The organism is Corallococcus macrosporus (genome assembly GCF_017302985.1).
GTDB lineage: Bacteria > Myxococcota > Myxococcia > Myxococcales > Myxococcaceae > Corallococcus > Corallococcus macrosporus_A.
Genome location: NZ_JAFIMU010000009.1, coordinates 98,915 through 125,611, shown reverse-complemented (window position 1 = coordinate 125,611; position 26,697 = coordinate 98,915). Strand labels below are relative to the sequence as shown.

Genomic DNA, 26,697 nt, shown 5'->3' with positions numbered 1-26,697 from the left:
GCGCGGCTGGCAGCGTTCCGCCATGGGGCGGGAAATGGGTCGGGTCTCGCGTCATTCGCCTCGGAAGGGCAGCCGTCTAGCACGCATCCTCCCACCCATGGGGGTCGCGCTTAAGGACATTCTTCAGGGACGTCGGGGGTTCGCCTGGGGCCCCCCGCCCGCCCTCCGTGCGCCTGCTGCCCACAGGGAAAGGCGCTTCCACTGGACAACACCCGTCCCCACCCCATCCGGGGTCAGGGCCGGGCGTTCCAGGGACCCGGGCCGCTGGACCGGCCCCCGGGCAGGCGGCCAGGCACCAAGAGGGCCCGGGGCTCAGGTCTGCGGCTTCAGGGTGCGCCCCTTGTGGGTCCGGGGCAGCGCGTGGGAGATGAGCGACACGTAGTCCACCGCCTGCACGCGCGGCGGAGGCGGCTGGGTGCCCAGCGCGGCCAGGCGCTTGCTGAACGCGGCCAGGATGTCCGGCACGGGCCGCATCGCCTTGAGCAGCGCGTTGGGCCCCTCCATCGCCTGCGACAGCGCGATGGCGGCCTGCTGCAGCGGCAGTCCTCGCCGCAGCAGGTCCTGGAACGAGTTCGACAGCGTGATGATGTTGTGCCCCGCCGTCTGCACCATCTCCACGGCGATCTTCAGCACCTGCGGCGCCGTGAGGTGGCCGTCCGCCAGCAGCACCAGCGCCGCCTGGAAGTAGTTGAAGATGGGCACCACGCGCGGGCCGTAGGGCGTGAAGTGCGCGGGCGGCGTCAGCCGGTCCAGGTGGATGAAGATGCGCCGCACCGGATCCGCGATGGGGATCTTCTTCCACGCCTCGTGCACCCGGGCGGCGTCGTCCGGGTACACCCCGCCCGCCTCCAGCACCTGGGTCAGCACGCGCTCGTCCACGCGCCCCGCGATGAGGTCCGCGTAGAGCGAGTAGATGAACGCGTCCGCCTCCGCGTCGTCGCCGAAGAGCACCTCCTCCGCTTCCACCGGCGCGTTGACGCGGCTCTCCAGGATGGCGGGCAGCTTGTAGCCCACCTGTCCGCGCAGGGCCCGGAAGCGCCCGCGCAAGAGGTTGCCCACGTTGTCCTTGAGGACGAACTCATCCCACTGGACGCCGTCCAGCTTGAGCTTCTCCTCCAGCACCGCGCGCATCTGCTTGGGGCTGCCGGACACGATGCACAGCCGCGAGTCCCCCTGTTCCGCCAGTTCGCGGATGAGGGCGGACGCGCCCGGCACGGCGACCTTCTCATGGGCCTTCTGGAAGGCGGTGCGGAACAGGTCGCGCAACGACTCGAAGTCCGTCTGGAGGTACGTCTTGTCCAGGTCCCACCGGTAGATGCGGCGAGGAGGACGCGGGTCGATGCGGTCCGGCAGGCTCACTTCGCCAGGCCCTCCTGGATGGCGGTGCCCAGCTCGTTCGCCACCGCCTTCGCCGCCACCTTGCCCGCGTTCGCGATGGCGCGCGCCCTGGAGCGGCCGTGCGCCTTGATGAAGATGCGGTCGAACCCGAGGATGGGCGCGCCGCCGTACTGCTCCCAGTCGGTGATGTCCTTCAGCCGCTCGATGCCGGAGGACAGCATGGCCAGGCCCGCGCGCCAGCGCAGGCTCTCCTTGTAGGCGTACTGGGCCAGCTCCATCACCGTGTCGTGCACGCCCTCCAGCATCTTCAGGCACACGTTGCCCACGAAGCCGTCCGTGACGATGACGTCCACGGTGCCGCGCGGGATGTCGATGCCCTCCACGTTCCCCGTGAAGTTGAGCCCCGCCATCTGCGACAGCCGCTGGTGCGCCTCCACCACGCGCGGCGGGCCCTTCTGGGGCTCCACACCGTTGGAGAGCAGCGCCACCTTGGGCCGCTCGTTGCGGGAGATGATGCGCGCGTAGGCGCTGCCCATGACGGCGAACGCCACCAGGTCCTCCGCGGTGGCCTCCACCGTGGCGCCCACGTCGAGGATGAGGCTGAACGGGTCCTGCTTCGCGCCGCGCACGCCTCGCGTCGGGTACACCGTGGCCAGGGCCGCGCGGCGCACGCCGGGGATGAGCTGGAAGTGGCGCTTGCACGCGAGCACGCCCGCGCCCGTGTTGCCCGCGGAGACGAGCGCGTGCGCTTCGCCCTCCGCCACCAGCCGGGCGGCCACCGCGACGGAGGACTCGGGTTTGCGCGCCAGCGCCTCGCCGGGCTTCTCGTCCATGCCCACGTAGTCACCCGCGTGGTGCACGGAGATGCGCTCCCCGTTGTGCTTGATGCCCGCGAGGGCCTCGTCGATGACCGGCCGGTCCCCCACGAGCAGCGCGTGGATGTGCGGAGACTCCAGCGAGAGCTGGGCGGCGCCTCGCACCACCTCCGCCGGGCCGTGATCGCTCCCCATCACGTCGAACGCGATGGTGATGTGCTGCGGCTTGCCCACCATGGTCCCCATCCTATGAGCTTTGCTCCGCGCCCGCTCCGGACATTCGCACCTGTGTCACCAGGGACAGTGCCAAAAGTCCACCCAGCGCCACCAGCACCGCGCCCGTCCCGTAGGGGGCCGTCGGGCCCAGCCGGGTGAAGAGCAGCCCGCCCAGCGCGGGCCCGATGATGCGTCCCAGCGACCCCGACGCCTGATAGGCCCCCAGCACCGCCCCCTGCCGCTCGGACGGCGCATGCAGCGACACCAGCGCGGACAGGCACGGCGTCACCAGCGCGGACCCCACCGCCAACAGGCCCATCACCGGGAAGAGCCACCCGTACGACGGCGCCACGGGCAGGAGCGCCAGCCCCGCCGCCGTCAGCCCGAAGCCCACCACGGCCACCGGGGCCTCGCGCCCTCCCCTGCCCCCCGGGCCACCGGCGGTCTCAGGTCCGGCCGCGCCATGCCCCGGCGCCACCAGCCGGCGCACCAGCCCGCCCTGCACCAGCGCGGACAGCACGCCCACCACCGCGAACAGCGCCCCGGAGCGCAGGCTGGCCTCCTTCAGGATGGCCGCGTCCGGATGCACCGCGTGCACCAGCCACCCGCCCTCCAGCGGCACCGGCCCGGTGGAGAGGAAGCGCGTCAGCAGGTACACGGAGAAGGTGCCCTCCATCTGCGCGAAGGCCACCGTGTAGAGCAGCACCAGCACCACGCACCGGCCCACGACGGGCAGCGTCAGCGCGAACAGGGCGCCCTTGAGGGTGCGCGACGTGGCGGACGGCGAGCCGGGCTTGCGCGTCTCCGGCAGGAAGAACCAGGTGTTGAGCAGGTTCAGCGCGGACAGCCCCGCCGCGAACAGGCCAATGGCCAGGTTGCCGCCCCACGCCCCCAGCACGCCGCCCAGCGCGGGCCCCAGCACGAAGCCCAGGCCGAACGCCGCGCCGATGATGCCCATGCCCCGGGCGCGCTCGTGCGGCCGGGTGATGTCCGCCACCACCGCCTGCGCCGTGGACACGTTGCCGCCGGAGATGCCGTCGATGACGCGCGACAGGAACAGGAGGGGCAGCGTGTGCGCGAAGGCGAACAGCACGTAGCCCGCGAGCGAGCCCACCTGGGACACGAGCAGCACCGGCCGCCGGCCGAACCGGTCCGACAGCCGCCCCATGACGGGCGCCGCCACCAGTTGCATCAGCGAGTACACCGCGACGAGCAGCCCCACCGCGAAGGGGGAAGCGCCAAAGCGCACGCCGTACACGCCCAGCTGCGGAATCAGGATGCCGAACCCGATGAGGTCCAGGACGGCGATGCCGAACACCACCCGCAGCGACGCCTCCCGAGCCAACTTCGCACTCCCGTCGTCCCTGCTGGGACCGTTGGAAAAGACAAGACCGCCGGAGCGCGCGTATGGGGCGCTCCGGCGGCCGGGAAGAATCCCACTCTCAGCGTTGGGCGTCTACATCGCCTCGGCGGACTGGATCTGACGGTTGGCCGTGTCGCGCTCGATGCAGCCCTTGGTCATCGTGTACTGGTACGTGCCCAGCTCGTCACGCCAGTACTCGCCCTCGTAGGGCCAGTAGAGCTGATCGTCCGCCACCGCCACGGAGTACTTGTACTTCTTGACGATGGCCGTGCGGCCGCCCGCCTTGAGCTGCTCCTCCAGGAACTCCTTCTCCTTGGTGGTCGTCTCGAACTTGATGCGCAGGCCGTTGGCCAGGAGCAGCTTGAGCGCGCCCAGCTCCGACTCCAGCTTGCCCTTGGCCATGATGCCGGCCTTGGAGATGAGGCTGGTGCGCTGGACCTTGAGCTCCTCCAGCAGCTGCTTGGTCAGCTCCGAGTACTTGAACGTGTCGCCCTTGTTGGAGAACAGGTCCATCTCACCCTCGAGCTCCAGGATGGAGTCGTTGGTCTTCTTCAGGTCCTGATCCGTGAGGGCCAGGCGCAGGATGCGCTCCAGCAGCACGTCCGTGCCGTTCTTCTCCAGGCCGTCCTTGTTCTTCTTCTGCACGTCCGCGAGGACCGTGTAGTACTCGGAGGCCTCCATGTTCTTCTTCACCAGCGCGTCCAGCTCGTCGTGCACGGGCAGGTAGGTGCGCTCGAAGTCCTGGAGGATGAGGTTGGACTCCCGGTAGCGGCAGTTCTCGTAATAGATGACCGCCTTCAGGATGAGCGCCTCCGGGAAGTACTCCTCGCGGAAGAAGGGCGACGACAGGGTGATGAGGTTGCCCAGCGCCTGCTCGTACTGGCCGATGCGGTAGTTGGCCCAGGAGGACTCGAAGAGGGCCTCCAGCCACTGCGTGTTCCCGCGCTCCACCTTGTTCAAATAGAAGATGGAGAAGCGGTTCTGCTGCATGCCGTAGTGCGTGCGGGCCAGCTGCATGAAGGCCAGCTCGCGCAGCGACTTGTCCAGCTTCGCCTGCTCGCCGGTGCGGCCCGCCTGCGGACGGGTGAGGCGCACCACTTCCTTCATCGCCTCCACGGACGCCATGACGTCCGTGTTGCCGCGCTTGGCCGCCGCGTCCTTGTGGGCCGTGCCGTTGCGGAAGAAGGCCAGGCCCTCCAGGTACTTCGCGCGCGGGTAGAACGGATCCGTGCGGGGAATCGTCAGCGCCAGGCGCTTCACCTCTTCGAACGACTTGTCCGCGTTCTCCGTCTGGCCCACCTGATCCAGCGCGCGGCCGCGCACGAAGTGGTAGCGCGCCAGCAGGTAGCGGAACTCGTTCCGGAACTTCTCCGGGAACTCGTAGTTCGCGTACCGGGCGATCTCATCCAGGATGACCGTCTCGTTCTGGGTCTTGCGGCTGATGAAGAACAGCCACTCCAGGCTCGTCTTGAAGAACTTCGTGGACGGGCCCGCCGCGAGGATCTTGGAGAACTCGCCCAGCGACGAGTGGTACAGCCCCATGCGGTAGAGCGACTTGGCGAGCACGTAGCGCGCCTCGACGTGCAGGCCCTGGAGCTTGGGGTCCCCCAGGAGCTCGTGGGAGGCCATCGCGGCCTTCTCGTACTCGTCGTTCTTGAACAGGCTGATGGCCGCGTCCAGGCGCTGGCGGTCCGCCGTCTTGCCGGACACGTCCACCGCGTCGAACGTCATCGTGGGCGCGGGCGGCTTGTCGTTGTCACCCGTGAGGTCCAGCCCCAGGCCGGGGCTGCCCTGGGGCGCCGGCTTCGCGGGCGGCGTGGGCTTCGCGGCGGGCGCGGCGGGCGCCGCCGTGGGCGCGGGCGTCGTGGAGATGGCCGCGGGAGGCGTGGCCGGGTTGCCCACGGGGGCGGCCGCGGGCGCGCTGGTGGCGGTGGAGGACTCCTCGGTTGAGGTGTCCTCGGCCGGAGCGGCCGTCTTGCCCTTGCCGCGCTTGGCGGTGGTCTTCTTCTTGGAGGAGGCCTTGGAAGACGACCCCTTCTTCTTCTTCTTCGACTGGCCCGCCAGGTCCAGCCCTTCGAAGGACTGGGCCAGCGTGGGGGCCGTGTACGCGAGCGTGAGCCCGAGGACGGCGAGGCGGAGGAACCGGTGGGTGCGCATGAGTCTTTAGGAACCGGAGGGGAAGAAGAAGGACAGGCCCAGCTCGAACAGGATCTGGTTGCGGAGGTAGTTGGGCGTGGGGTCCCGGCCCTTCTCCGAGTAGATGACGTCCCGCAGCTCCGTGCGCAGCGTCATCCAGCGGTTGAAGAAGAAGCGCAGGCCGACGCCCACGTTGCCGCCCGCCGTGAGGTACGACTTGCTGCCCGCCGCGGGCGAGCCATCCGTCAGCGACTCGGCCGGGCCCTTGTACTGGACCACGGACGCGCCCACGACGCCGTACATGTCGAAGTGGACGAACTTCTCCGCCAGCAGCGACAGCTTGCCGTAGATGGGCGCCCACTGGACGTCCACGCCGCCCATCATCGTCATCTGGCCGGGCGCGTACCCGTCCAGTTCCCCCTTGGTGGGCGCGCGGCAGCCGCGCGTGTCGCCGTCCTCGCCCGGCGTGAAGGTGCAGATCTGCGCGGAGCCCGCCACGGAGTTCAGCGCGTAGCCGCCGCGCAGCCCCACGCCCAGCGTCTCCATGGGGAAGTACGTGACGGTGCCGCCGAAGAGGTACTTCTTGAAGAACGCGTCGCGGATGGTGATGGACGCGGACGGGCTGATTTCGAAGCGGCCCTTCTTGAGGAACATGTGGCCGGACACCGGCCGGATGCGCTCGCGAAGGGGCCCCAGGGCGTCCTTGTCCACCTCGGACACGTCGCCCGCTTCCTCCTCCTGGGAGGTGTTGGGCGGGTTCGAGTTGGCGGCCGTCTTCGGCGCCGGGGCGGCGGCCGCGGGCGGCGGGGTCGCCGGAGCCGGAGCCGCCGGAGCGGCGGCGGCCGGAGCGGGCGCGGGGGCCTGGTCGGCGGCGGAGGCGAGCGCGGGCACGCCCGCGCACAGGGTCAGGAGCAGACGGAAGGCGGGCTTCATTCGGACTCCCTCCCCGTCGACTTGAGGGGCAGGAAGATGGAGATGCCCGCGTTGAGGGTCATGACGTTCTGGATGGCGCCCTTGCTGCTGCCCAGGGGCTGATCCACATAGGAGGTGTTGATGAGGGCCACGTTGACGGCCAGGTAGTCCTTGGTGACGAAGCGCATGCCCAGGCCCAGGTCGAAGGCCGGGTTGAGCCCGCGCTCCGGCAGCGCGGACGTCTCCGTCCTCACCACGCCCATGCCGCCCAGCAGGTAGCCGTCGAAGTGGAGGATGGAGTTGAGGAAGGACACCTTGCCGTAGAGCGGCGCCCACTCCAGGTCACCCATGGCGGACCAGTTCGGCACGGAGTTGTAGATCTTCGCGTTGAAGGTGCGCTTCGCCGTGCGGACGTCATCCGACGGGAGCACCTGGATCAACGAGCCGCGCGCGGAGACGGCCAGCGTGTCCGACAGGTACCAGGCCGCCCGGAGCGAACCGCCGAACTTCGAATAGAACGGGTCGTTCACGGAGAGGCTCACGAACGGTGAGATCTCCAGGCGGTTCTTCTTCAGGTAGACCTTGCGCTGAACGCTCTTCACCCGGTCGTCCTGGGTGATGTCCGTGAGCGGCATCAGCGCTTCGACCGGGATTTCCTTCGCTGGGGTGGCGGCAGGCGGCGACGCGGGGCGGGCTTCCTCGTCCGGCGGCGGCGCGGGGTTCTCTTCGGGAGGCTTGGCCTGGGCATCCTCGGTCAGATCGAGGCCCATGCCTTCCTGGTTCTGGGCGGGGGCCAGCGCGGGCCACATCAGGCTCAGCGCAAGCAGCAGCGTGGGGCGGTTCAAGTCCGGGCGCTCCGTGGGGGGAGGGAACGTACTGCCACCGGAAGGCAGCATGACATCAGCCTGACCATCCTATCGGTCGTATTCCCAACCATCAACCGCCACGATGCGCCTGCCTCCTCTGTATTCCTCCCGTATCCCTTCACAATTCCACTGCGCTCGCTCCCCGCGGGTCAGTGGTTGGCGCGAAGAAGCGGTGTGCTACCGTTTCGAGGTTCCGGCGCCCTCCCCCCAGGCGCCCTGTTTCCATCCTTCCTAGAGGTCTCAAAGATGTTCGTGCGATCCGCGCTCTTCCTGTCCGCCGTCCTCCTGATGGGAGGCTGCGACGTCACCACCGAGCTGGGCAAGCCTTGCACCCTGGTGCGCAAGGCCACGGCCGAGGAGCAGGAGGCACAGGGCCGCGAGGTCGTGGAGGTGAAGGAGAAGGACATCGCCGCGGAGCAGGACTTCATCTCCTTCGGTTCGCTGGAGTGCGAGGACCTCATCTGCGTGCGTGACGACCAGAGCCCCCGCAGCACGGATCCGGAGGCGCCGGCCCTGGGCTACTGCAGCAAGGAGTGCGTGCAGGGCACCACCACCGGCTGCGAAATCACCCGCACGGTGGACGACGTGGAGGTGGGCCTCAAGGACCGCATGACGTGCCGGCCCCTGCTGCTGGATCAGGACACGCTGGACGCCATCCGCGCCGCCGACGAGAGCTTCTACCGCCGCACCTTCGGCGAGAACAACTCGCCCTACTTCTGCGCGGGCTCCGTGCCGGCCGCGTCGGGCACCTGAACGGCGCACTGAACAGTCGCCTCGCGCGAAAGGGTTAGACCTTTTCGCGCGCCCCGTTCGTAAAGGCAGGGCCCGCGTTTCCAAACGCCTCTGGAGCCCTGCCATGAATCGTACGGTCCTCTTCCTCGGCCTGGCTGGTGGCCTCGCCCTCACCGCGCTGGTGCTGGGCCTGCCCCAGCGCAGCCTGCTGCCCGTCCCGCCGGCCGCCGTCGTGGAGCCCGCCCCGCCCACGCCGGCCCCGGGGCCGCGCTCGTCCTCCGGCAGCCTCCAGGTCACCAGCCGCCTGTCGCATCCCTACGTGCCGGTGGGCGCCTCGGAGACGTACGTGACGGTGGACCTCACCGGCGCGGAGGTCCCCGGGGCGAAGCGCAGCCCGGTGAACCTGGCGGTGGTCATCGACCGGTCCGGGTCCATGAGCGGCTACAAGCTCCAGCAGGCGAAGCAGGCCGCGCGGCACCTGGTGACGCTGCTGCGCGACGAGGACCGGCTGGCCATCGTTCACTACGGCAGTGACGTGAAGAGCCTGCCGTCCCTGCCGGCCACCGCGGGCAACCGCGAGCGGATGCTCCAGTTCATCGACGGCATCTGGGACGACGGCGGCACCAACATCAGCTCGGGGCTGATGGTGGGCCGCACGCAGCTGGCGTCCGCCATGGGCAACGGGGCCAGCGTCAACCGCCTCATCCTGATGAGCGACGGCCAGCCCACCGAGGGCGTGTCCGACGAGGAGGGGCTCAAGAGCGTGGTGAAGGAGATCCGCGCCTCCGGCATCACGGTGAGCTCCATTGGCGTGGGCACGGACTTCAACGAGGACCTGATGCAGGCCTTCGCGGAGTACGGCGCCGGCGCGTACGGCTTCCTCGAGGACGCAAGCAAGCTGTCCACCCTCTTCCAGCGCGACCTGCAGCAGGCCACCACCGCGGTGGCGCGCAACGTGGAGCTGTCCTTCGAGCTGCCCCCGGGCACGACGCTGGACGAGGTGCTGGGCTACCGCGCGCACCAGGCCGGCAACACCGTGCGCGTGGCGCTGCCGGACTTCTCCGCGGGCCAGGTGGAGCGCGTGGTGGCGCGCCTCCACGTGACGGGCACGGCGGCGGGCCAGTCCGTGCAGGTGGCGGGGCTGAAGGTCGCGTACACGGACCTGCTCGTGCACAAGAACGTGGAGGACCAGTCCACGCTGGCCGCGGTGGCCACCGACGTGCGTGAAGAGGTCGTCCAGCGCCAGGACAAGGAGGCCACGGTGTACGCGGCCCGGGCCCGCAGCGCGCAGAACCTCCAGAAGGCCGCGGAGGCGATGAGCCAGGGCCGCAAGGACGAGGCGAAGGGCTACCTGTCCCAGAACCAGGCCCTCTTCATGGAGGCGGGCGCGGTGGCGGGCGCGGCGGCGGTGGCGGCGGATCAGGCCGACCAGGCCCGCGCGATGCAGGAATACGACGACGCCCAGACGGAAGAAGCCCAGAAGGCCGCCGTGAAGAACAGCAAGGTGAAGGCGCTCAAGAGCTTCGGGCGCATGGGCTCGACGTACTGAGTGTCGGGGCCAGGGCGTGCGAGGGGGCGGCGCCCGTCCCCCCGCCCGCCCTTCATCGCGACGTCACATCTTCGCGGTTGACCTCCGGAATCGCGTGGCCCTATCTCCGCGTTCTTCCAGGCTTCACCCCCTGGAAGCAGGGCGCACTGGAGGCGCGGACAAGCATGGCGGCGAGCGCGAGCACCCCGTGGGTCGGGGTCATCATGGGCGGCAGAAGCGACCTCGAACACCTGCAACCGGCGATCGACATCCTCGCCGAGCTGCGCATCCCGCATGAGGTGCGCGTCGTGTCCGCGCACCGCACGCCGGACTGGATGATGGAGTACGCGTCCACGGCGGAGTCGCGCGGCCTGTCCGTCATCATCGCCGCGGCGGGCGGCGCGGCGCACCTGCCCGGCATGGTGTCCAGCAAGACGCTGCTGCCGGTGCTGGGCGTGCCCATGCCCACCACGGTGCTCTCCGGCTTCGACGCGCTGCTCTCCATCGTGCAGATGCCCAAGGGCGTCCCGGTGGGCACGCAGGCCATTGGCAAGCCGGGGGCCGCCAACGCGGCGCTGCACGCGGCGGCCATCCTGGCGCTGAAGTACCCGGAGCTGCGCGAGCGGCTGGCCGCCTGGCGCAAGGCGCGCACGGATGAAGTCCTCGCGCACCGCGAGGTGGCGGGATGAGCGGCCCCATGGTGCTTCCCGGAGGAACGCTGGGCATCCTGGGCGGCGGCCAGCTGGGGCGCATGATGGCGCTCGCGGCGCGCACGCTGGGCTACCAGGTGCAGGCCTTGGATCCGGACTCGGCGTGCCCGTCGCGCAACGTGGTGGACCGCTGCCTCACCGCGTCCTTCACGGACACGGCGGCGGCCGAGGACCTGGCGCGCCAGTGCGACGTGGTGACGCTGGAGATTGAAAAGGTGTCGCTCGGCACGCTCAACGCGGTGGCCCGGCACGCGCCCATGCGGCCCGGCGCCTCCGTGCTGGAGGTGGTGCAGCACCGCGGCCGGCAGAAGGCCTGGCTCGCGAAGGGCGGCTTCCCGCTGGGCCCGTGGCGCGAGGCGAACTCGGAGGCGGAGCTGTCCGCGGCCATCACCGCGCTGGGCGGCAGGTGCTTCATCAAGTCCAGCGAGGGCGGCTACGACGGGCGCGGCCAGTACGAGGTGAAGTCCGCCTCCGAGGCGGCCGTCGCGTGGAAGGAGCTGGGCGAGCGCTCCGTGGTGGTGGAGGCCGCGCTGGACCTGAAGGCGGAGCTGTCCGTGCTGGTGGCGCGCGGCCCGGATGGGCAGCTCGCGGTGTACCCGCCCGCGTTCAACCACCACGAGGAGCGCATCCTCGCGTGGTCGCTGCTGCCGGGCCCGCTGCCCCAGGCCGTGCTGACGCAGGCGTCGCAGGTGGCGCGCGACATCACCTCCGGGCTGAAGGTGGAGGGGCTGCTCGTCGTGGAGATGTTCCTCCTGGGTGACGGCTCGCTGCTGGTGAACGAGGTGGCGCCCCGGCCGCACAACAGCTTCCACTCGACGGAAGTCGCGTGCCTCACCAGCCAGTTCGAGCAGGCCGTGCGCGCGGTGTGCAACCTGCCCCTGGGCTCCGTGGAGGTGGTGCGCCCCGCGGCCATCGTGAACCTGCTGGGCGACCTGTGGCTGAAGGAAGGCGGGCCCCGGTTCGCGCAGGCGCTGGCGATGCCCGGCGTCCGGCTGCACCTGTACGGCAAGCGCGACGCGCGCAAGGGCCGCAAGATGGGCCACCTGTCCGCGGTGGGAAGCACGCCCGAGGACGCGCTCCAGCGCGTGAAGGCCGCCGCCGCCGCCCTGGGGATGTGACGCACCCATGAAGACGAACGCCGCCCGGCTCCTGGACTCGCTCGGCATCGCGTACAGCCTGCGCGACTACGACGTGGATCCGGACGACCTGTCCGCGGAGACGGTGGCCGCGAAGGTGGGCATGCCCGCGGAGCAGGTCTTCAAGACGCTGGTGGCCAAGGGGGACCGCACCGGCGTGTTGATGGCGGTGGTGCCCGGCAACGCGGAGCTGGATTTGAAGGCGCTGGCGCGGCTGTCCGGCGACCGCAAGGTGGACACCGTCCCCCTCAAGGAACTCCAGCCGCTGACGGGCTACATCCGGGGCGGCGTCACCGCGCTGGGGGGCAAGAAGGACTACCCCGTCTTCGTGGATGAGACGCTGGAGCTGTTCGACGAGGTCGCCGTGTCGGCCGGGGTGCGCGGGACGCAGATCGTCCTCGCCCCGGCGGACTACCTTCGCGTGACGAAGGGAAAGCCGGGACCCATCTCGCGTCCGAAGGCGTAGACCTTTTTCAGCGCGTCGCGCGTTCGAAGGGACATTCCCGGCCCGTGAGGCCGTTCCCGGGGTGTCCCGATGAATGCCGCCGTGTTGCAATTCCACCACCGCGAAGCCTTCGAGCACACCGTCACGCGCGCGCTGGCCGCCGGCGCCGGGGCGGGCCTGGTGCAGTGGCTGGGCCTGCGCGTGGGCCTGCCGGTGCCGTTGACGTGGCTCGTCCCCGCCGCGGTGGTGCTGGCGTGCGCGCGCGGTGACAGGTGGGACCGGGGCCTCTTGAGTGGCCTGGGCCTGCTGCTGGTGGGGCTGCCCTACGGGCTGGGCCTGTCGCCCGCGTGGACGGTGGCGACGAGCGGCGCGGCCGCGGGGGCCCTGCTGGTGCGCTCCCGCCTCAACGACCTGGGCGAGGAGGGTCAGGTCGCGGAGGCCCGCCCCACCCTCGTGCACTACGGCCTGGGCGCCGTGCTGGGCGCGGGGCTCACGCTGGCGGGCGGCGTGGTGGCGAACATCCTGTCGGTGCGGCTCGCGTCCGTGGCCACGCCCACGCTGCTGGCGGCGTCGGTGGTGGGCGGCATCGTGGGCCTCTTCGTGGGGCTGGGCGCCATCGCGGCGCACCTGGGCCTCACGGCCGACCCGGTGGAGGCGCGCGCGGAGGAGCTGCTGCCCCAGCTGTCCGGTGACTTCCTCACGTTGTCCGAGCGTGCGCTGAACCTCTACCGCCAATGCGGCCAGTCGCTGGCGAAGCTGCCCCGCGAGCCCGCGCGCGAGGAGCTGGCCCGCACGCTGGCGCGCATCACGAAGGGCGCGGTGGAGCTGGCGTCCGAGTGGGCCGGCGTGGAGGCGCAGCTCGAGGAGCGCGCCGCCGCGGAGCTGCAGGCCGAGCGAGACAGCCTGGAGCGCAGCGCGCGTGCGAGCACGGACGCGGTGGCGCGCCGGCAACTGGAGGCCGCGGCGGCGTCGCTGGCGGAAGAGGTGGAGCGGCTGGGGGACATGCGTCAGCGGCGGGAGCGCATCCTCGCGAGGCTTCGCGCGGAGGTGGCGCTGCTGGAGCGCGCGCGCGTGGCGCTCCTGTCGCTGCGCAGCGGTCAGGCCCAACTGAAGGCGGCGGAGCTGGCCTCGCTGGCCCGCCGGTTCCGTGCCCTCTCGACTGCCCAGGGAGAGGAGGGCCAGGCGATGGACGCGGTCGCGGCCCAGGTGACGCTGACCCAGGTGGCGCCGGTGGAGGGTGTCCCCGTGACGCCCGTGGATCCGGCGCCCATCGCGTCCGACGGCGCCAAGGTGCCGGAAATCCAGCGGATTCAGGGGGAATAGGACCTGGGGAGGCTGTCAGGGCCTCCCCGCCCCGGGCTCCCGGGAGGCCCCGTGGCAAGCGTCCGTTTTCGATGCCGGGCCTGCCGAGTGGTCGGGGGGGCCTGAAGCTTGCGCCAGAGCGCGGTACATTTCGGGAGTCATGAGCCTGCCCTCCCCCAGCAAGCCTGCGCCGCCACCCCCCTGGCTGTGGAACGGAGATGAGCCGAGGGTCGCCACCGTCTTCCAGCCCATCGTCGATCTGCTCAGCGGCGAGGTGCTTGGCCACGAGGTGCTGTCGCGAGGCCTGGGCCCGGTGGAGTCCCCCAACGAGCTGTTCAACCGCGCGCGGGTGGAGGGCTTCACCTACGAGCTGGAGCGCGCGTGCTGGACCGCGGCGGTGCGGCGCATCGCCACGTTGCCGGAGGCACAGCGGCGCGGGCCCTTCTTCTTCAACGTCAGTCCGGACGTGCTGAGCGACGAGCGCTTTGGCGGCGCGTCCACGCTGGAGCTGCTGCGTCAGCACGGCCTGAGTCCCCAGCAACTGGTGCTGGAGATCACCGAGCGCAGCACCTTCGAGGACACGGAGCAGCTGCGCATGCTCGCGCGCAGGTACGCGGAGCAGGGCTTCGGCATCGCGCTGGATGACTTTGGCGCGGGGCACTCGGGGTTGGTGACGCTGGTGCACAGCGCGCCGGACTTCATCAAGCTGGACCAGGCGCTGGTGCGGGACATCCACCTGCACACGTACCGGCAGCACCTGGTGAAGTCGCTGGTCGCCTTCGCGCAGCGCGTGGACGCGGTGCTCATCGCCGAGGGTGTGGAGACCTGGAACGAGCTGGCGGTCCTGCTGCGCCTGGGCATCCGGCACGCGCAGGGCTACCTGCTGGCACGTCCCGTGAGCTCTCCGCAGCGGCCGGGCGCTGACTTCGCGGAGCGCTGCCGGGAGGCCATCCGCGCCCTGCACCACCGCGAGCACGAGGACGACGAGACGGTGGGCAGCATGATCATCCGCCCGCCGTGCGCCCCGGTGACGGCGCAGGCGGTGGAGCTGGACCGCCTCTTCCGCCGCACGCCGGGCGAGGACCACGTCGTGCTGCTGGACGGCGAACAGCCGCACGCGGTGGTGACGCGGCGGAGCTTCTACGCGCGCTTCGGAGGGGCCGCGGCCAGCACCGCGTCCGCGCTTCCGGAGGGCCCGCGCGAGGCGCTGATGGTGGTGGAGGACGCGACGGCCATCACGGCGCTGGCGCGCATGGCGATGCGCCGTCCGCCCGAGTCCGTCTACGACCCGGTGGTGGTGACGGACGAGAAGGGCCACTTCCTGGGCACGGTGACGATGAAGCAGCTCATCGCGCGGGCCTCGGACCTGGAGCAGCACGCGGCCACGGGAGCGCATCCGCTCACGGACCTGCCCGGCAGCCGGATGATCGAGCGGTGGATCCGCGCCGCGCTCCAGGGCAGTGCGTTCACGATCATCTACGCGGATCTGGATCACTTCGAGGCCTACAACGACCGCTACGGGTTCCTCCAGGGCGACCGGGTGATCCGCTACACGGCGAGCGTGCTGTCGGAGTGCCTGCACCTGCTGCCGGAAGGCTCGAACCTGGGCCACGTGGGTGGCGACGACTTCGTACTCGTGTGCCCGGACGCGGTGGCGCCGGAGGTGTTGCGCACGCTCTGCCAGCGCTTCGACGCGGAGAAGGTCCCGCTCTACGGCCCGGAGGACCTGCGGCGCGGGGGCTTCACCGCGACGGACGCGGCGGGCAACACGGTGCCGGTGACGCTGAGCCTCGCGGCGGTGGACCACCACGGGCTGTCCGCCCACCCCCACCCCGCGGAGCTGTCCGCCGTCGCCGCGGCCCTGCGCAAGCGGGTGAAGGCCGTCTCCGCGCAGACGCACAGCAGCACGTTCCTGTTCCAGCCCGGAGCGGTGAAGTAGCCCTGGCGGGGCACCGCGCCCACGCCAGGAGTCACGGCGTGATGGGGATGGTGCTCACGCCCTCGAACTCCGCCGTGCCGCCCCGGACGATGCCGTTCTTCTGGCACCAGCCGCCCGGCACCTCCAGCACGTACTGGCTGGGGATGCCCACCGTGCGGTTCGTCAACGTGCGCGGCTCCGCGTTCTCGATGATGCCCACGACGCGGCCCTCGGACGTGATGAAGAGCATGTCCAGGGGGATGAGCGTGTTGCGCATCCAGAAGCCGCGCACCTCCTCCTCCGGGAAGAGGAAGAGCATGCCCTGCCCGGCGGGCAGCGACTTGCGCCACATGAGCCCGCGCGTGCGCGACTCCGCCGTGGCGGCGACCTCCACCTCCACGCGGTGCACTCCTCCGTAGGCATCCTTCAGCCGCACGTGCGCGCGCGGCAGGGTCGGCATCACGTAGTCCTCCGCCGCCACGTCCTTCGACTTCGGACGCGCCGGAGCGGGCGCGGCGGGCTTCGGAGGAGCGGCGGGCGCTTCCTGACATGCGCCGCCCACGAAGGCCAGCGCCGCCACGACGAAGCTGAGGCGCGTCCGCGTCTTCATGACGGGTGCTGGGGGTGCAGGGGCTTGTTGAGCAGCTTCTCGGTCAGCTCGGAGCCCAGGCTGTCGGACATGAGCCGCTCCACCAGCGTCTCGAAGTCCACGCGCTGGGACTCGCTGCTGTAGATGAAGCGGATGCCCATGCCGGGCTCCTCCGCGTCGGCCTTGGACCAGACGACCTCGCCCAACAGCTCGAAGGGGGCCTCGCGGTGCGGCACCGTCAACTTGAAGAGGAAGCGCGTGCCGATGGGCAACGGCTTCTTCGTCTTGATGAAGGTGCCGCCCTTGCTGATGTTCTTCGTGTAGTCAGCGAAGAACGAATTGAGCTTCTTGTAGTCGACCTTCAGCTCGATGGGCGCACGACCGTGGGTGCGCAGTTCGGATCCGCTCTTCTGTTCGGACATGCGGCCGGGGAGTATAGGGGACGCCATGCGGCAAGTCCTCCCCCGTGCCCGCGCACTGTTGAGCCGTCCGGCCGTCCTGGCCACCGTGTTGCTGCTCGGCGGTGGGGGGGCGGCCCTCGTGCTGCTCCCGCTTTTCGGGGTGCCCGGCTTCGAGCTGGGCCTGGCCCTGTCCATCGCCGTCGGCCTGCTCGGGGGAGGGACGGGCATCGCCGCCGCCGCCCAGGAGCGCCGCATCCTCACCGGCGCCTCCCCCCGGCCCGCCACGGCGGAAGCGTCCGCCCTGCCCGGAACCGCCGTGGGCCGGGCCCTGGGCGCCAGCGTCGTGCTGAACCTGGGGGTGCTGGTGCCCCCCTTCGTGTGCGCCCTGCTCTTCGCCCGGCTGCGCACCGCGTGCGACCCCTTCGAGCTGGCCGGTTTCTACCCCCTGCTCACCGTGCCCTCCGCCCTGCTGGCGTCCGCGGCGGGCGTGTTCCTGGGCTTCGCGACGGCCCGGCCCCGGAGCGCGGCCGGCCTGTACGCCCTGCTGCTGCTGGCCTCACTGGCGGTGACGGTGTGGCCCATCGTCTTCGGGCCCCAGGTGTTCGCCTTCAACGTCTTCCTGGGTCACCTGCCCGGCCCGCTCTACGACGAGGCCCTCCAGATGACGGCCGCGCTCGGCTGGTTCCGCCTGGAGACGCTCCTGTGGGTGGGCGTCTTCGCGGGGCTCACCCTGGCGTTCCTGGACGTGCGCACCGGGCGGCTGGCACTGAAGGGGGCCCGCGTCGGCGGACTGCTGGGGCTGGTGCTCCCGTGCGCCCTGGGCATCACCTCCCTGGAGGCCCGCGCGCCCCAATTGGGCCTGCGGATGAGCGACGCGTACCTCGCGGAGCAGCTGGGCGGCGTGCGGGAGACGGCGCACTTCGTCCTGCACTACCCGCGCGGCAAGGCCCGCGAGGACGTGGACCGCATGGCCCGCGACCTGGAGTTCCGCTACGCCCAGACGTCGCGCTTCCTGGGCGTGGCCCCCACGGAGCGCGTGCGCGTGTGGCTCTACCGCTCCGAGGACGAGAAGCAGAAGCTGGTGGGCGCCGGCCGCACCCAGTACGCCAAGCCCTGGCGCACCGAGCTGCACATCCAGGACAAGCCCTTCCCCCACTCCACGCTGCACCACGAGCTGGCGCACGTCATGGCGGCCCCGGCGGGCGCGGGCTTCTTCCGCGTCACCACCCGGCTGGGCGTGTGGCCGCTGATGGGCGTGATTGAGGGGCTGGCGGTGGCCGCGGACGACCCCGTGCAGGGCGAGCTCACCCTGCACCAGTGGGCCGCGGGCATGCGCCGGCAGGGGCTGGCCCCGGACATGCGCGCCATCATGGGGCCCAAGGGCTTCTACCAGTCCGCCCCGGCGCGCGCGTACACCGTGGCGGGCTCGTTCCTGCGCTACCTGGCGGACACGTATGGCGCGGACCGGCTGCGCGCCGTCTACGCGCACGCGGACTTCAACGAGGCCTACGGCCGGCCCCTGGACGAGCTCGTCACCGAGTGGGAGCGCACCCTGGACGCGCTGCCCCTGGACGCGTCCACGCTCGCGCGCGCCTTCGCCCGCTTCCGCACGGGCAGCCTCTTCTCCCGCGCCTGCGCCCGCGAGGTGGCCCGCCTGTCGGAGTCCGCCCGCGACGCGCTCGCGAGCGACCCGCAGGACGCGCTGGAGCGCTACCAGCGCGCCGCCTCGCTCCAGCCGGAGGAGCCGTCCTTCCAACTGGGACAGGCCGTGGCCCTGGACGCCCTGGAGCGCGGGCCGGACGCGGCGAAGGTGCTGGCCTCGCTCGCGGAGCAGGTGAAGGACCGGCCCACGCTCGCCGCGGAGGTGGCCGTGGCCCGCGCCGACGTGGCCCTCCACCTGGAGGACGTGGAGGGCGCGAGAGCCTTCCTCCAGGCCGCGCTCGCGCTGGACGCCGCGCCGGAGGTGACGCGCACCGCCCAGGTGAAGCTGGCCGCGCTGGAGACGCCGTCGCGCCGCGCGCCCATCGAGGCATACTTCCGCGCGCCGCAGGAGGAGCTGCGCCTGCTGCTGCTGGACCGGGCCCTCATCGTCTCGCCGCAGGACCCGTGGCTGCGCTACCTGCTGGGACGGCGCCTGCACCAGGTGGGGGCCCCGGCGCTCGCGGGCGAGCAGCTCCAGCGCGCCCTGACGGCGGACCCCGCGCTCCCGGAGGCCATCCGCCGGGAAGCCACGCGGCTGCGGATTGAAGCCGCCTACCTGGCGGGCGACTGCGGCGCCGTGCGGCATGAAGTGGGGGCCCTGTCGGATTACGGGGCCGCCTTCCGTGCGGCGGCCTCCGAGTGGCAGGAGCGATGTGACTTCGAGCAGACGACCTTTCGCGGGCCCCTGGTGCCGCGTCAGGCTTTCCGCTAGACGCGGGCCCCTGCTGCAACGACTCACGCATTGACGGAAAGGGTGGATGGGGCATGCACTTCGAGAAGACGCAGTACATCCAGGGGACGGTGGACGAGGTGGAGCGCGCGCTCCTCGACGAGCGCTACTTCCCGTTCCTCCTCCAGCACCACGGCGTGCTGCTGGAGCTGCAGCCCCTGGAGGTGCGCAACGACGGTGACCGCGTGCACCGCAAGATTCGCTACCGCCCCAAGCCCGTCATCTCCTCCGTGGGCCCCAAGAAGGTGTCGCCGGAGTGGTTCGCCTTCATCGAGACGTCCACCTACGACAAGCGCACCAAGCAGCTCACGTTCACCAACACGCCCACGTCCCACACCATCTCCAAGATGCTGGTGAACACGGGCGTGCTGAAGCTGCGCGACCTGGGCAATGGCCAGACGGAGCGCAAGATGGACGGCGAGCTGGCGCTGAAGGTGCCCTTCCTGCTCAAGCCCGTGGCGATGATCGCCGAGCCGCTCATCAAGACCGAGGGCCTGAAGATCCTCGACGGCGAGCTGCCCGTGCTCAACCGCTTCATCGCTGAAGTCATCCGCGCCAAATAGTCAAAGCGCACGCGGGGCGGCGGGGCCTGGGAATGGGTTGACACAAATGCGGTTGAACCCATAAGGCCCCGCCATGCACAACCGCTTCCTCGCCCTCTGCGCCGTCTTCCTCCTGGCCGCGTGCGCCCCGAAGCGCATCCCCGGCACGGAGCTGGAAGACACCGGTGACACCCGCGCCATCCTCGCCGTGATGGAGAAGTACCGCGCCGCCCTGGAGGCCCGCGACGCGAAGGCCATCCAGGCGCTGGTGTCCCCGAAGTTCCGCGACGACGCCGGCACCCCCGACGACCCCGCGGACGACCTCACCGCCGGCAACCTGCAGCCGCACCTCCAGGCCCTCTTCCAGAAGCTGCAGAACCCGAAGGTGGACTTCAACGTCCGCCGCGTGGAGTTCCGCGAGGAGGACGTCGCGCTCGCCATCTACTACTGGAACGCGTCCTGGCGCATGCCGGGGCTCAACGCCCGGCCCCAGCAGGACTCGGAGCTGGAGCAGATGGTGTTCCAGAAGGTCGACGACGAGTGGAAGATCCTCTCCGGCATCTAGGCCGTCAGAGGTCCACGAGCGTCCGCAGTCCCCGCGGGCCCATGTCGTCGAGGGCCCGCGCCCGGGCCAGGTAGGTGCGGAAGTCCTTGGGCGCGAGCTTGTCCGCGCCCAGCGGGGACAGGTGGTAGTCGCGGATGCGGCTGGTGGTGAAGCGCACCGCGCCGTAGAGGGCGTGGCCGTACAGCGCCCGCTTCTCCACGTCCGCCAGCGGCCGCACGTCCTGGTAGCCGCGCAGCAGCGCCTGACACAGCTCAGGCTGGTACGTCCCCTCGAAGCACCACGCGTTGAGGGTGATGGCCACGTCCAGCGTGTAGGCCTCCACGCAGGCCATCTCGAAGTCGAAGAAGGCGCCCACGCGGTCGCCCAGCCACTTCACGTTGTCCAGGAAGAGGTCCGCGTGGATGACGCCCCGGGGCTCCAGCCCCTGGCGCTCGGCCTCCGCGCGGGAGAGGAAGCCCTCCAGCTCCGCCGCCGCGGACACGAGCTCCGGCTCCGGCCGCTGCGAGAGGCGGTCGAGCCAGCCCCTCACCACGCCCGGGCCGTAGGGGTTCGCGCGCGTGCCTCCGAAGGACTGTGTCACCTGGTGCAGCTTGCCCAGCTCGGCGCCGAGCCGCTCCAGCACCTCCGGCGTGAGGCGGTCGCGGGTGAGCTCCTCGCCGGCGAGCCACCGGAAGACGCTGATCCGTCCGCCGTGCAGGTCCAGGAACGGCGCGGGCCCCGGCGGAACCAGCAGCACCGGCGCGGGGAAGCGCGCGCGGGCCAGGTGCTCCAGCAGGGCCGCCTCGAAGCGCAGGTCGTCCGACGAGCGCACCGTCGTGTGGCGCACGAAGACGCGGCCCGCGTCCGTCTCCAGCTGGTGGTTGGTGTTGATGGAGCCCTGCGGGATGGGCGTGATGGAGCGCACCGCCCCCAGGCCGTAGACGTCCGCCACGCGGGTGAAGGCCTCGGGGGGAAGTGTCGTGTACACGGCCATGGCGTGCCTCCGGGGCGTGCCGCCCCCGCGTGCGTGCGGCCCCCACCCGTTGACACCCCGGGGGGCCAGACCTATCTGTGCATGCCCGTCCTACTTCGCATAACTGTCTGAAAGTCTTCAATCTTTGCGCGTGAGGCCACCCCCATGGAAACGTCGGGCCGCGGTGACTGGAAGCGTCGCGAGGGGCTGGGCAGCGCCCTGGCCCAGGTGGGCGTCGTCGCCGTGCTGCTGGCGGCGGCCGTCGCGTGGTTCGTCCACCGCGGACAGGTGCGCCAGGAGGTGGATGCCCACCTGCGCACGGCGCGCTCCGCGTTCCTGAAGGGCAACCCCAGCGACCTGGCCATGGCGCAGCAGAACCTGGAGGCCCTCTTCGCGCTCGCGCCGGACTCGCGTGACGCGCGGGCGCTGTCCGCGGACCTCCAGGCGGAGCTGTGGCTCACCCACCACCAGCCCGGCGCGGACGCGAAGGCGCGCGAGCAACTGGAGCGCGCGGAGGCGCTGGGCTCGCGCTCCGGTGAGCGCTACGGCGCCCGGGCCCTGCTGCTGGTGGGCGCGGGCCAGACGGAGGAGGCGCAGAAGCTGCTGGAGGAACTGAAGGCCCAGGGCGCCAACAGCCCCAAGCTGACGCTGGCGCAGGCGCGGGTGCTGCAGAAGCAGGGGCGCCTCTCGGAGGCCCGCCAGGCCTTCGCCCGCGCGGCGGAAGGCGCCTGGAAGGACCCGCGCTTCTCCACGGCCTATGGTGAAGCGCTGCTCGACGAGGGCATGTTCCCCCAGGCCGTGGAGGCCTTCTCGCGCGCCACCACCGCGAACCCGGACCACCTGCTGGCCCGGGTGACGTCCGCGCTGGCGCAGCTGTACGCGGGGCGCGCTCCGGATGGCGTGCAGGCCACGCTGGACGAGGTGAGCACCCGCACGAAGGACCTGACGCCCGCGCTCCAGGCCCGCGTGGAGGTGGCTCGGGCGGAGGCCGCGCTGGCGAAGGGCAACCCTGACGGGGCGCTCACGCACGTGGACGCGGCGCTCAAGGCCTGGCCGGACGAGCACTACGCCCTCTTCACCCGCGGCCGGGCGCTCGCGGCGAAGCGCGCTCCGGAGGCCCGGCAGGCCTTCGAGGCGGCGGCGGCGAAGCGGCCCACCGCGCCGCTGCTGACGCTGGAGGGCGCGCGGATGCTCCAGGCCCAGGGCGACGGCGAGGGCGCGCTGGCGATGCTGGACGCCTACGAGAAGACCTTCCATGACGTGAAGGCGAAGACGGCGGACGGCAAGGAGGTCCCCGCGCTGGACCGGGACGACCGGTACTGGCTCGCGCGCGGTGGCGTGATGGAGGCGGCGGGCCGCCAGGATGACGCGCTCGCGGCCTACGACAAGGCGCTCTCGGCGCGCGGCGTGGGGCTGGCCCGGGCGCAGTACGCCAAGGGGTCGCTCTTGCTCGCGCGCAAGGACTTCGAGGGCGCGCGGACGCTGCTCACCGCCGTGGCCCCGGACTCCGGCGCGGGCAGCATGCCGGAGGCGTACGCGGCGCTGGGCGAGCTGCTCTTCGCCCAGGGCGAGTTCGCCGCGGGCTGCCAGCAGCACTACTTCGCGCTGGTGCGGGCCCGCGCGCAGGGCACGCCGGTGGATCAGCTGGCCACGCGCGCCAACGACATCAAGAAGCGCCTGGAAACCAGCGGCCAGCCCGCCATGGCCAAGGCGTGGCTCACCGAGGCCGGGCCGCTCTTCCAGCAGCAGTAGCCCGGCCCCGAGGAATGGCTAGAGCAGCTCCGAGGGGTCCAACCGGCGCTGCTTCGCCTTCACCACGCGCCACTCGCCATCGGCCTCCTTCTCGAAGGTGCCCTCGATGGCGTAGGCGTTGAGGACGCTGTCCCTGGCCAGGTCCTCCAGCTTCTCCGCCTGCGAGCGGCCGAAGATGAAGCGCGCCTGGAAGTCGCCCTGCGTGGGCGACACCTCGTGCACGTCGATGTCGGTGGTGAAGATGCGGACCCACTGCCCCCGCAGCACCTGCGCGGCCAGGATGCGGTGCACGTCCTGCTTGCTCCAGCCCTCCGCCGTCTTGAAGCGCTCGGAGACGCCCTCCATCACCTCGCCGACATCCTTGTCCTCCGCGAAGCGCGTCATCGCGATGATGCGCTGGGTGACGGCGTCCTTCACCCCCGGCTCCTCACGCGGCCAGAAGTACAGCACCAGCGCCGCGGCGGCCACCGCCGCCATGCCGCTCACCACCCGGGCTCGAGTCAGGACCATCTCAGGCGGCCCCGGTCTCCGGCTCCAGCATCATGTCGTCCGCGTCGATGATCTCCAGCGGACGCAGCGCCTCGCCAATCTGCTTCAGGCGGCGGTCGGACAGCTGCTCCAGGTACGTGCGGATGTTGGGGAAGGTCTTCACCAGCCCCTGGAAGGCCTCGCGCTTGAGCCACCCCGCCGCCGTCTTGCGCTGCACCGTCACCGTGGCCGTGGCCCTCAGGCCCGTGAGGAGTGAAATCTCCCCCGCCACGTCGCCCTCGCGCAGCACGCCCAGCGTCACCATGCCGCCCGCCGGGTCCTCCTTCTGCACGGTCATCTCGCCGGCCAGCACCAGGAAGAGGCCCTGGGAGTACTCGCCCTCCACCAGGACCTTCTCCCCCGGCTGGAGCGCGCGGAAGGTGAAGCGCTGGAAGAACGCGCCCCGCTCGGACTCCGGCAGCTGCTGGAACAGCGGCGAGTTCGCCATCAGGTTGCGCATCATGCGCTGCTGGGCGAAGTCCGCCAGCAACTGCGGCACCGCCGGGTGGCTCTTCGCCACCGCGTTGAGGTGCTCGCGGCGGATCTCGAAGACCTCCGAGTCCGACACCGCCGTCACCGTCGCGGTGGGCGGCGCGCCCGTGAGCAGCGCCAGCTCCCCGAAGATGGAGCCGCCGCCCAGGAAGCCCAGGGTGCGGTCCTCGCCGTCCGTCCGGCGCGTCACCTCCGCCTTGCCGGCGACGAGCACGTGCAGGTGGTCATCCGGCTCGCCCTCGCGGCTGATGACCTCCTCCGGCTTGATGGTGCGCCACACCATGCGCCCCACCAGGTCCAGGAACGCGTCCCGGTCCAGGTCCGCGAACAGCGGCAGGGGCGGACGGCTCGCCGGGTCGGCGTTGCCGCCGGTGTCCGGCGCGGCCAGCACCTCGATGGCGCGGTTGGACAGCTCCTCGCCGACGAGGCCCATCAGGTCCGTGTCCACCTTGCCGTCGTACAGGTGCTCCGGCGGCAGGGGCGGCGGCACGGCGGCGCGGCCCGGGGCGCTGCGCGCGGCGCGCGAGTGCACCCGGAAGAGCGTCTCCTTCAGGCGCCGCTCGTTCGGCGACAGCTCCAGGGCCAGCTTGCACGCGGCCATGGCGGACAGCAGGTAGTCGCGGCGCAGCAGCCCTTCCGCGCACGCGTGGTACGCGGTGACGGCGCGCTCGCGCTCGCCCAGCTCCGCCAGACACCGGGACGCCAGCATGCGCGAGCGGTGGTCGGCGGGCACGCGGCGAACGGCCTCCGCGAAGACGGCGAGGGCGCGCTCGAACTGGCGCTCCTCGAACAGGTCCATGCCCAGCTCACGCAACGACGACTCGTTCATCCAGTGTCTCCAGACCGCTCACGACGACAGGTGTGACAGGAACCCATGAGGAGGCCGCCCGCTCCATTCCACGAGCGGCGGCCCCCGGCTTCACGCTTCGCGCTACGAACCGTCGGCCTTCTGCAGGTCGCTCAGCGCCATCTCCGCCTTGCGCTTCACGTCCGCGCCCTCCGCGGACGACTCGATGACGATCTTGAACTGCTCCTTCGCCATCGCGGGGTCGCGGTCGCGCGCGATGTAGGCCGACAGGTACAGCTCTTCCACCTTCTTCTGGAGCTCGTCCAGGCCGTCGCGGGCGCGCGAGTCACCCGGGTTGAGGCGCAGCGCCTCGCGGAAGCTGCGGCCCGCCACCGGGTACTCCTTGCGCTTGAAGGCCGCCTGCCCCGCCGCCACCGACGCGGACGCCAGCTCGTTGTCCAGCGTGTCGCCCAGCGAGCCGTTGAAGCCGATCTGCCGGTACACCTCCGCCGCGCGGCGCAGCGGCTTCACGGACGCCTCCAGGGAGTTGTTCTCGTACTTCTTCTGGCCCTCCTCGAAGGCGGAGCGGAACTGGGGGATGAGCTTCTTCAGGTTGCGCGCGCGGGCCTGGATGTCCGCCTCCGAGCGGAACTTGTCCATCACCCGGTCCACCTCCAGCGTCGCGCGCTGGAAGTCCCCGCCGTTGAAGCGGCGCTCCACGTCCTGGAAGGCCTCCGCCACGTACTCCGCGCGCTTCTGCTTGGCGTTCTCCGCCGCCACCGCCTGCCGGATGCCGGCCTGACGCGCGGCCTGCGCCGCCTCCTTGGCGAGCAGCGCCTCCAGCGCCGTGACCTTCTCCTCGTAGATGGAGCGCGAGGCCGGCGGCAGCTCCGTGATGAGGGTGCGCGCGTCCTCGGGCCGGCGCTCCTCCAGCGCCGCCTCCACGAGCCTGAGCGTGTACGCCCGCTCCCCGGCCTCCAGGTCCTCTTCCAGCTTCTTGCGCTCGCCGTCCGTGCGCGCGGTGCCCTGCGGGGTGGCGGTCAGCTTCGCGCGCGCGTCCGTGTACTTGTTCTCCGCCATCAGCGCCCGGACCGCCTGGAACGAGTCCATGATGTCCTGGAGCTGCTGCGCCGCCTTGGCCACGCCGTCCACGTCGATGCCCACGCGCAGCTTCTCCGCCTCCTGGGCGAAGCGCACCGCGTCCGGGTACTCGCCGTCGCGCACCTTGTCGCGCGCGCGCTGCATCAGCTCCTGGGCGCGCTGCAGGCTGGGGTCCACCGGCGGCTTGGGGGGCGGCTTGTTCCCGCCGGACATCGCCAGGCCCGCGATGAGCATCAGCAGCACCAGGCCGCCCACGGCCGCGCCCACCTTCATCTTGAAGGTCGGCCGGAAGCCCTCGCGCGCCGGCGAGCGCACCGGGCGCGGGCGGGGCACGCCCGTCTTGCGCGCCTTCTCGTCGCGCATGAGGTCCGCGAGCTTGTAGTTCGCGTTGGTTTTCTCATCCAGGCGCGGGTCCTTCTTCTCCTCCTTCTTTTCTTCCTTCTTCTCCTCCTCGCCGGACTCGGCCTTGGCGCGCATCTCCTTGATGAGCTCGCCCTCGTCCACGAAGCGCAGGCGCGTCTTGCCCACGGAGATTTCGTCCCCGTGCTTGAGGATGCACTCGTCGACCTTCTGGTCGTTCACCTGCGTGCCGGAGATGCCGCCCAGATCGCGCATCACCACGCCGCTCTCGCCGTAGACGAGCTCCAGGTGACGGCGGGACACGGTCTGGTCGCCCAGGGCGAAGTCACAGTCCTTGCTGCGCCCCACCACCATGCGCACGCCCTTGAAGCGCTTCTTGCGTCCCTTGTCGACGCCGTCCAGCACCAGCATCATCACCGGCGGGCCGGCGCGCGTCGTCTCGGAGTTGTCCTCCTCCTCGGCGGGCTCCTCCTCCTCCGGACGCACGCTGTCGATGGAGGCCACCCGCGTCTCGCCCGTGCGCGAGCGCACCGGCTCCGCGTCGCCGTACAGCTCCGGGTCTCCTCCGTCCTGGCTGTCCTCGCCCGACTCGGGCGCGGACCAGTCCTCGTCCGGGACAGCGGTCACGCGGCGCGAGCCGCCCCCCGCGGGAGCTTTGGGTCGGCGGTCCGCCGTCGCGCCCCCGGCCGAACGGCCGGTGCCTGAACGCGATGACGGTGAAGGACGGCGAGGAGGCATGGATGGGTCCAGGTTGAAGCGGCCAGCATCTTAGAGCGCGGA

The 26,697-nt window shown here is 71.1% G+C and carries 23 protein-coding genes; 11 read left to right on the top strand and 12 right to left on the bottom strand.

Going from position 1 to position 26,697, the window contains the following annotated elements:
- Positions 1-312: 312 nt before the first annotated feature.
- Genes JYK02_RS28530 through JYK02_RS28505 form a run of 6 tightly spaced genes read right to left on the bottom strand, consistent with a single transcriptional unit; the run spans position 313 to position 7,625 of the window.
- Positions 313-1,359: a phosphatase domain-containing protein gene (locus JYK02_RS28530; RefSeq protein ID WP_207055758.1), complete on the bottom strand. Its 1,047-nt coding sequence runs from the start codon at positions 1,357-1,359 to the stop codon at positions 313-315.
- Entirely contained in the window at positions 1,356-2,390 is a 1,035-nt protein-coding gene (gene plsX / locus JYK02_RS28525; RefSeq protein WP_207055757.1) for a phosphate acyltransferase PlsX, read from the bottom strand. The genes JYK02_RS28530 and plsX overlap by 4 nt, the downstream gene beginning before the upstream one ends.
- Positions 2,391-2,400: 10 nt before the next feature.
- Positions 2,401-3,804 carry an MFS transporter gene (locus tag JYK02_RS28520; RefSeq protein WP_431603509.1) on the bottom strand — a complete coding sequence of 468 codons (1,404 nt, stop codon included), beginning with the start codon at positions 3,802-3,804 and terminating at the stop codon, positions 2,401-2,403.
- A gap of 21 nt (positions 3,805-3,825) precedes the next feature.
- Positions 3,826-5,889: an adventurous gliding motility protein GltC gene (gene gltC, locus JYK02_RS28515; protein WP_207055755.1), complete on the bottom strand. Its 2,064-nt coding sequence runs from the start codon at positions 5,887-5,889 to the stop codon at positions 3,826-3,828.
- Between the two features lie 6 nt (positions 5,890-5,895).
- Positions 5,896-6,801: an outer membrane beta-barrel domain-containing protein gene (locus JYK02_RS28510; protein ID WP_207055754.1), complete on the bottom strand. Its 906-nt coding sequence runs from the start codon at positions 6,799-6,801 to the stop codon at positions 5,896-5,898.
- Complete coding sequence (locus JYK02_RS28505; protein ID WP_207055753.1) at positions 6,798-7,625, bottom strand: outer membrane beta-barrel domain-containing protein; 828 nt, start codon at positions 7,623-7,625, stop codon at positions 6,798-6,800. Before JYK02_RS28505 ends, JYK02_RS28510 begins: the two co-directional genes overlap by 4 nt.
- 267 nt (positions 7,626-7,892) lie before the next feature.
- Between JYK02_RS28505 and cglC the strand changes: the two genes are divergently transcribed.
- The 7 genes from cglC (at position 7,893) to JYK02_RS28470 (ending at position 15,438) form a co-directional block, all read left to right on the top strand.
- Complete coding sequence (cglC, locus tag JYK02_RS28500; RefSeq protein ID WP_207055752.1) at positions 7,893-8,399, top strand: adventurous gliding motility lipoprotein CglC; 507 nt, start codon at positions 7,893-7,895, stop codon at positions 8,397-8,399.
- A gap of 103 nt (positions 8,400-8,502) precedes the next feature.
- Positions 8,503-9,927, top strand: a complete 1,425-nt coding sequence (locus JYK02_RS28495) for a vWA domain-containing protein (protein ID WP_207055751.1) — start codon at positions 8,503-8,505, stop codon at positions 9,925-9,927.
- A 164-nt stretch (positions 9,928-10,091) separates the two neighbouring features.
- Positions 10,092-10,595, top strand: coding sequence for a 5-(carboxyamino)imidazole ribonucleotide mutase (gene purE / locus JYK02_RS28490; protein WP_207055750.1), 504 nt, complete (start codon positions 10,092-10,094; stop codon positions 10,593-10,595).
- On the top strand, positions 10,592-11,734 hold the full coding sequence (gene purK / locus JYK02_RS28485) for a 5-(carboxyamino)imidazole ribonucleotide synthase (RefSeq protein ID WP_207055749.1): 1,143 nt from the start codon (positions 10,592-10,594) through the stop codon (positions 11,732-11,734). Before purE ends, purK begins: the two co-directional genes overlap by 4 nt.
- A 7-nt stretch (positions 11,735-11,741) precedes the next feature.
- The gene (ybaK, locus tag JYK02_RS28480) at positions 11,742-12,218 is read left to right on the top strand and encodes a Cys-tRNA(Pro) deacylase (protein ID WP_014398345.1); all 477 of its coding nucleotides are present in this window, start codon (positions 11,742-11,744) and stop codon (positions 12,216-12,218) included.
- Positions 12,219-12,299: 81 nt separating this feature from the next.
- Positions 12,300-13,520, top strand: coding sequence for a hypothetical protein (locus JYK02_RS28475; protein ID WP_347402605.1), 1,221 nt, complete (start codon positions 12,300-12,302; stop codon positions 13,518-13,520).
- 139 nt (positions 13,521-13,659) lie between these two features.
- A complete protein-coding gene (locus tag JYK02_RS28470; RefSeq protein WP_207055746.1) occupies positions 13,660-15,438 on the top strand; it encodes a bifunctional diguanylate cyclase/phosphodiesterase in 1,779 nt (592 codons plus the stop codon).
- A gap of 31 nt (positions 15,439-15,469) precedes the next feature.
- On the opposite strand, the gene JYK02_RS28465 is transcribed toward JYK02_RS28470, so the two are convergent.
- Both JYK02_RS28465 and JYK02_RS28460 read right to left on the bottom strand, forming a co-directional pair.
- On the bottom strand, positions 15,470-16,027 hold the full coding sequence (locus JYK02_RS28465; protein ID WP_207055745.1) for a DUF192 domain-containing protein: 558 nt from the start codon (positions 16,025-16,027) through the stop codon (positions 15,470-15,472).
- A complete protein-coding gene (locus tag JYK02_RS28460) occupies positions 16,024-16,428 on the bottom strand; it encodes a TIGR02266 family protein (RefSeq protein ID WP_120528360.1) in 405 nt (134 codons plus the stop codon). Before JYK02_RS28460 ends, JYK02_RS28465 begins: the two co-directional genes overlap by 4 nt.
- A 25-nt stretch (positions 16,429-16,453) precedes the next feature.
- Between JYK02_RS28460 and JYK02_RS28455 the strand changes: the two genes are divergently transcribed.
- The 3 genes from JYK02_RS28455 to JYK02_RS28445 all read left to right on the top strand — a co-directional run bounded on the left by JYK02_RS28455 (position 16,454) and on the right by JYK02_RS28445 (position 19,945).
- Complete coding sequence (locus JYK02_RS28455) at positions 16,454-18,820, top strand: hypothetical protein (RefSeq protein WP_207055744.1); 2,367 nt, start codon at positions 16,454-16,456, stop codon at positions 18,818-18,820.
- Positions 18,821-18,873: 53 nt separating this feature from the next.
- Positions 18,874-19,401: a hypothetical protein gene (locus tag JYK02_RS28450; RefSeq protein ID WP_207055743.1), complete on the top strand. Its 528-nt coding sequence runs from the start codon at positions 18,874-18,876 to the stop codon at positions 19,399-19,401.
- A 73-nt stretch (positions 19,402-19,474) separates the two neighbouring features.
- Positions 19,475-19,945 (top strand): nuclear transport factor 2 family protein, encoded by a 471-nt coding sequence (locus tag JYK02_RS28445; protein ID WP_207055742.1) that lies wholly within the window; start codon positions 19,475-19,477, stop codon positions 19,943-19,945.
- A 4-nt stretch (positions 19,946-19,949) separates the two neighbouring features.
- Here the strand turns inward: JYK02_RS28445 and JYK02_RS28440 are convergent, their stop codons facing one another.
- Complete coding sequence (locus JYK02_RS28440) at positions 19,950-20,918, bottom strand: homoserine kinase (RefSeq protein ID WP_207055741.1); 969 nt, start codon at positions 20,916-20,918, stop codon at positions 19,950-19,952.
- A gap of 144 nt (positions 20,919-21,062) precedes the next feature.
- Here JYK02_RS28440 and JYK02_RS28435 point away from each other — a divergent pair, with 144 nt between their 5' ends.
- A complete protein-coding gene (locus JYK02_RS28435) occupies positions 21,063-22,649 on the top strand; it encodes a tetratricopeptide repeat protein (RefSeq protein ID WP_207055740.1) in 1,587 nt (528 codons plus the stop codon).
- Between the two features lie 18 nt (positions 22,650-22,667).
- Here JYK02_RS28435 and JYK02_RS28430 read toward each other — a convergent pair whose 3' ends face one another.
- The 3 genes from JYK02_RS28430 to JYK02_RS28420 all read right to left on the bottom strand — a co-directional run bounded on the left by JYK02_RS28430 (position 22,668) and on the right by JYK02_RS28420 (position 26,544).
- A complete protein-coding gene (locus JYK02_RS28430) occupies positions 22,668-23,159 on the bottom strand; it encodes a hypothetical protein (protein ID WP_207055739.1) in 492 nt (163 codons plus the stop codon).
- Between the two features lies 1 nt (position 23,160).
- Positions 23,161-24,498 carry a cyclic nucleotide-binding domain-containing protein gene (locus JYK02_RS28425; RefSeq protein WP_207055737.1) on the bottom strand — a complete coding sequence of 446 codons (1,338 nt, stop codon included), beginning with the start codon at positions 24,496-24,498 and terminating at the stop codon, positions 23,161-23,163.
- A gap of 102 nt (positions 24,499-24,600) precedes the next feature.
- Entirely contained in the window at positions 24,601-26,544 is a 1,944-nt protein-coding gene (locus JYK02_RS28420; RefSeq protein WP_347402604.1) for an FHA domain-containing protein, read from the bottom strand.
- Positions 26,545-26,697: the final 153 nt, after the last annotated feature.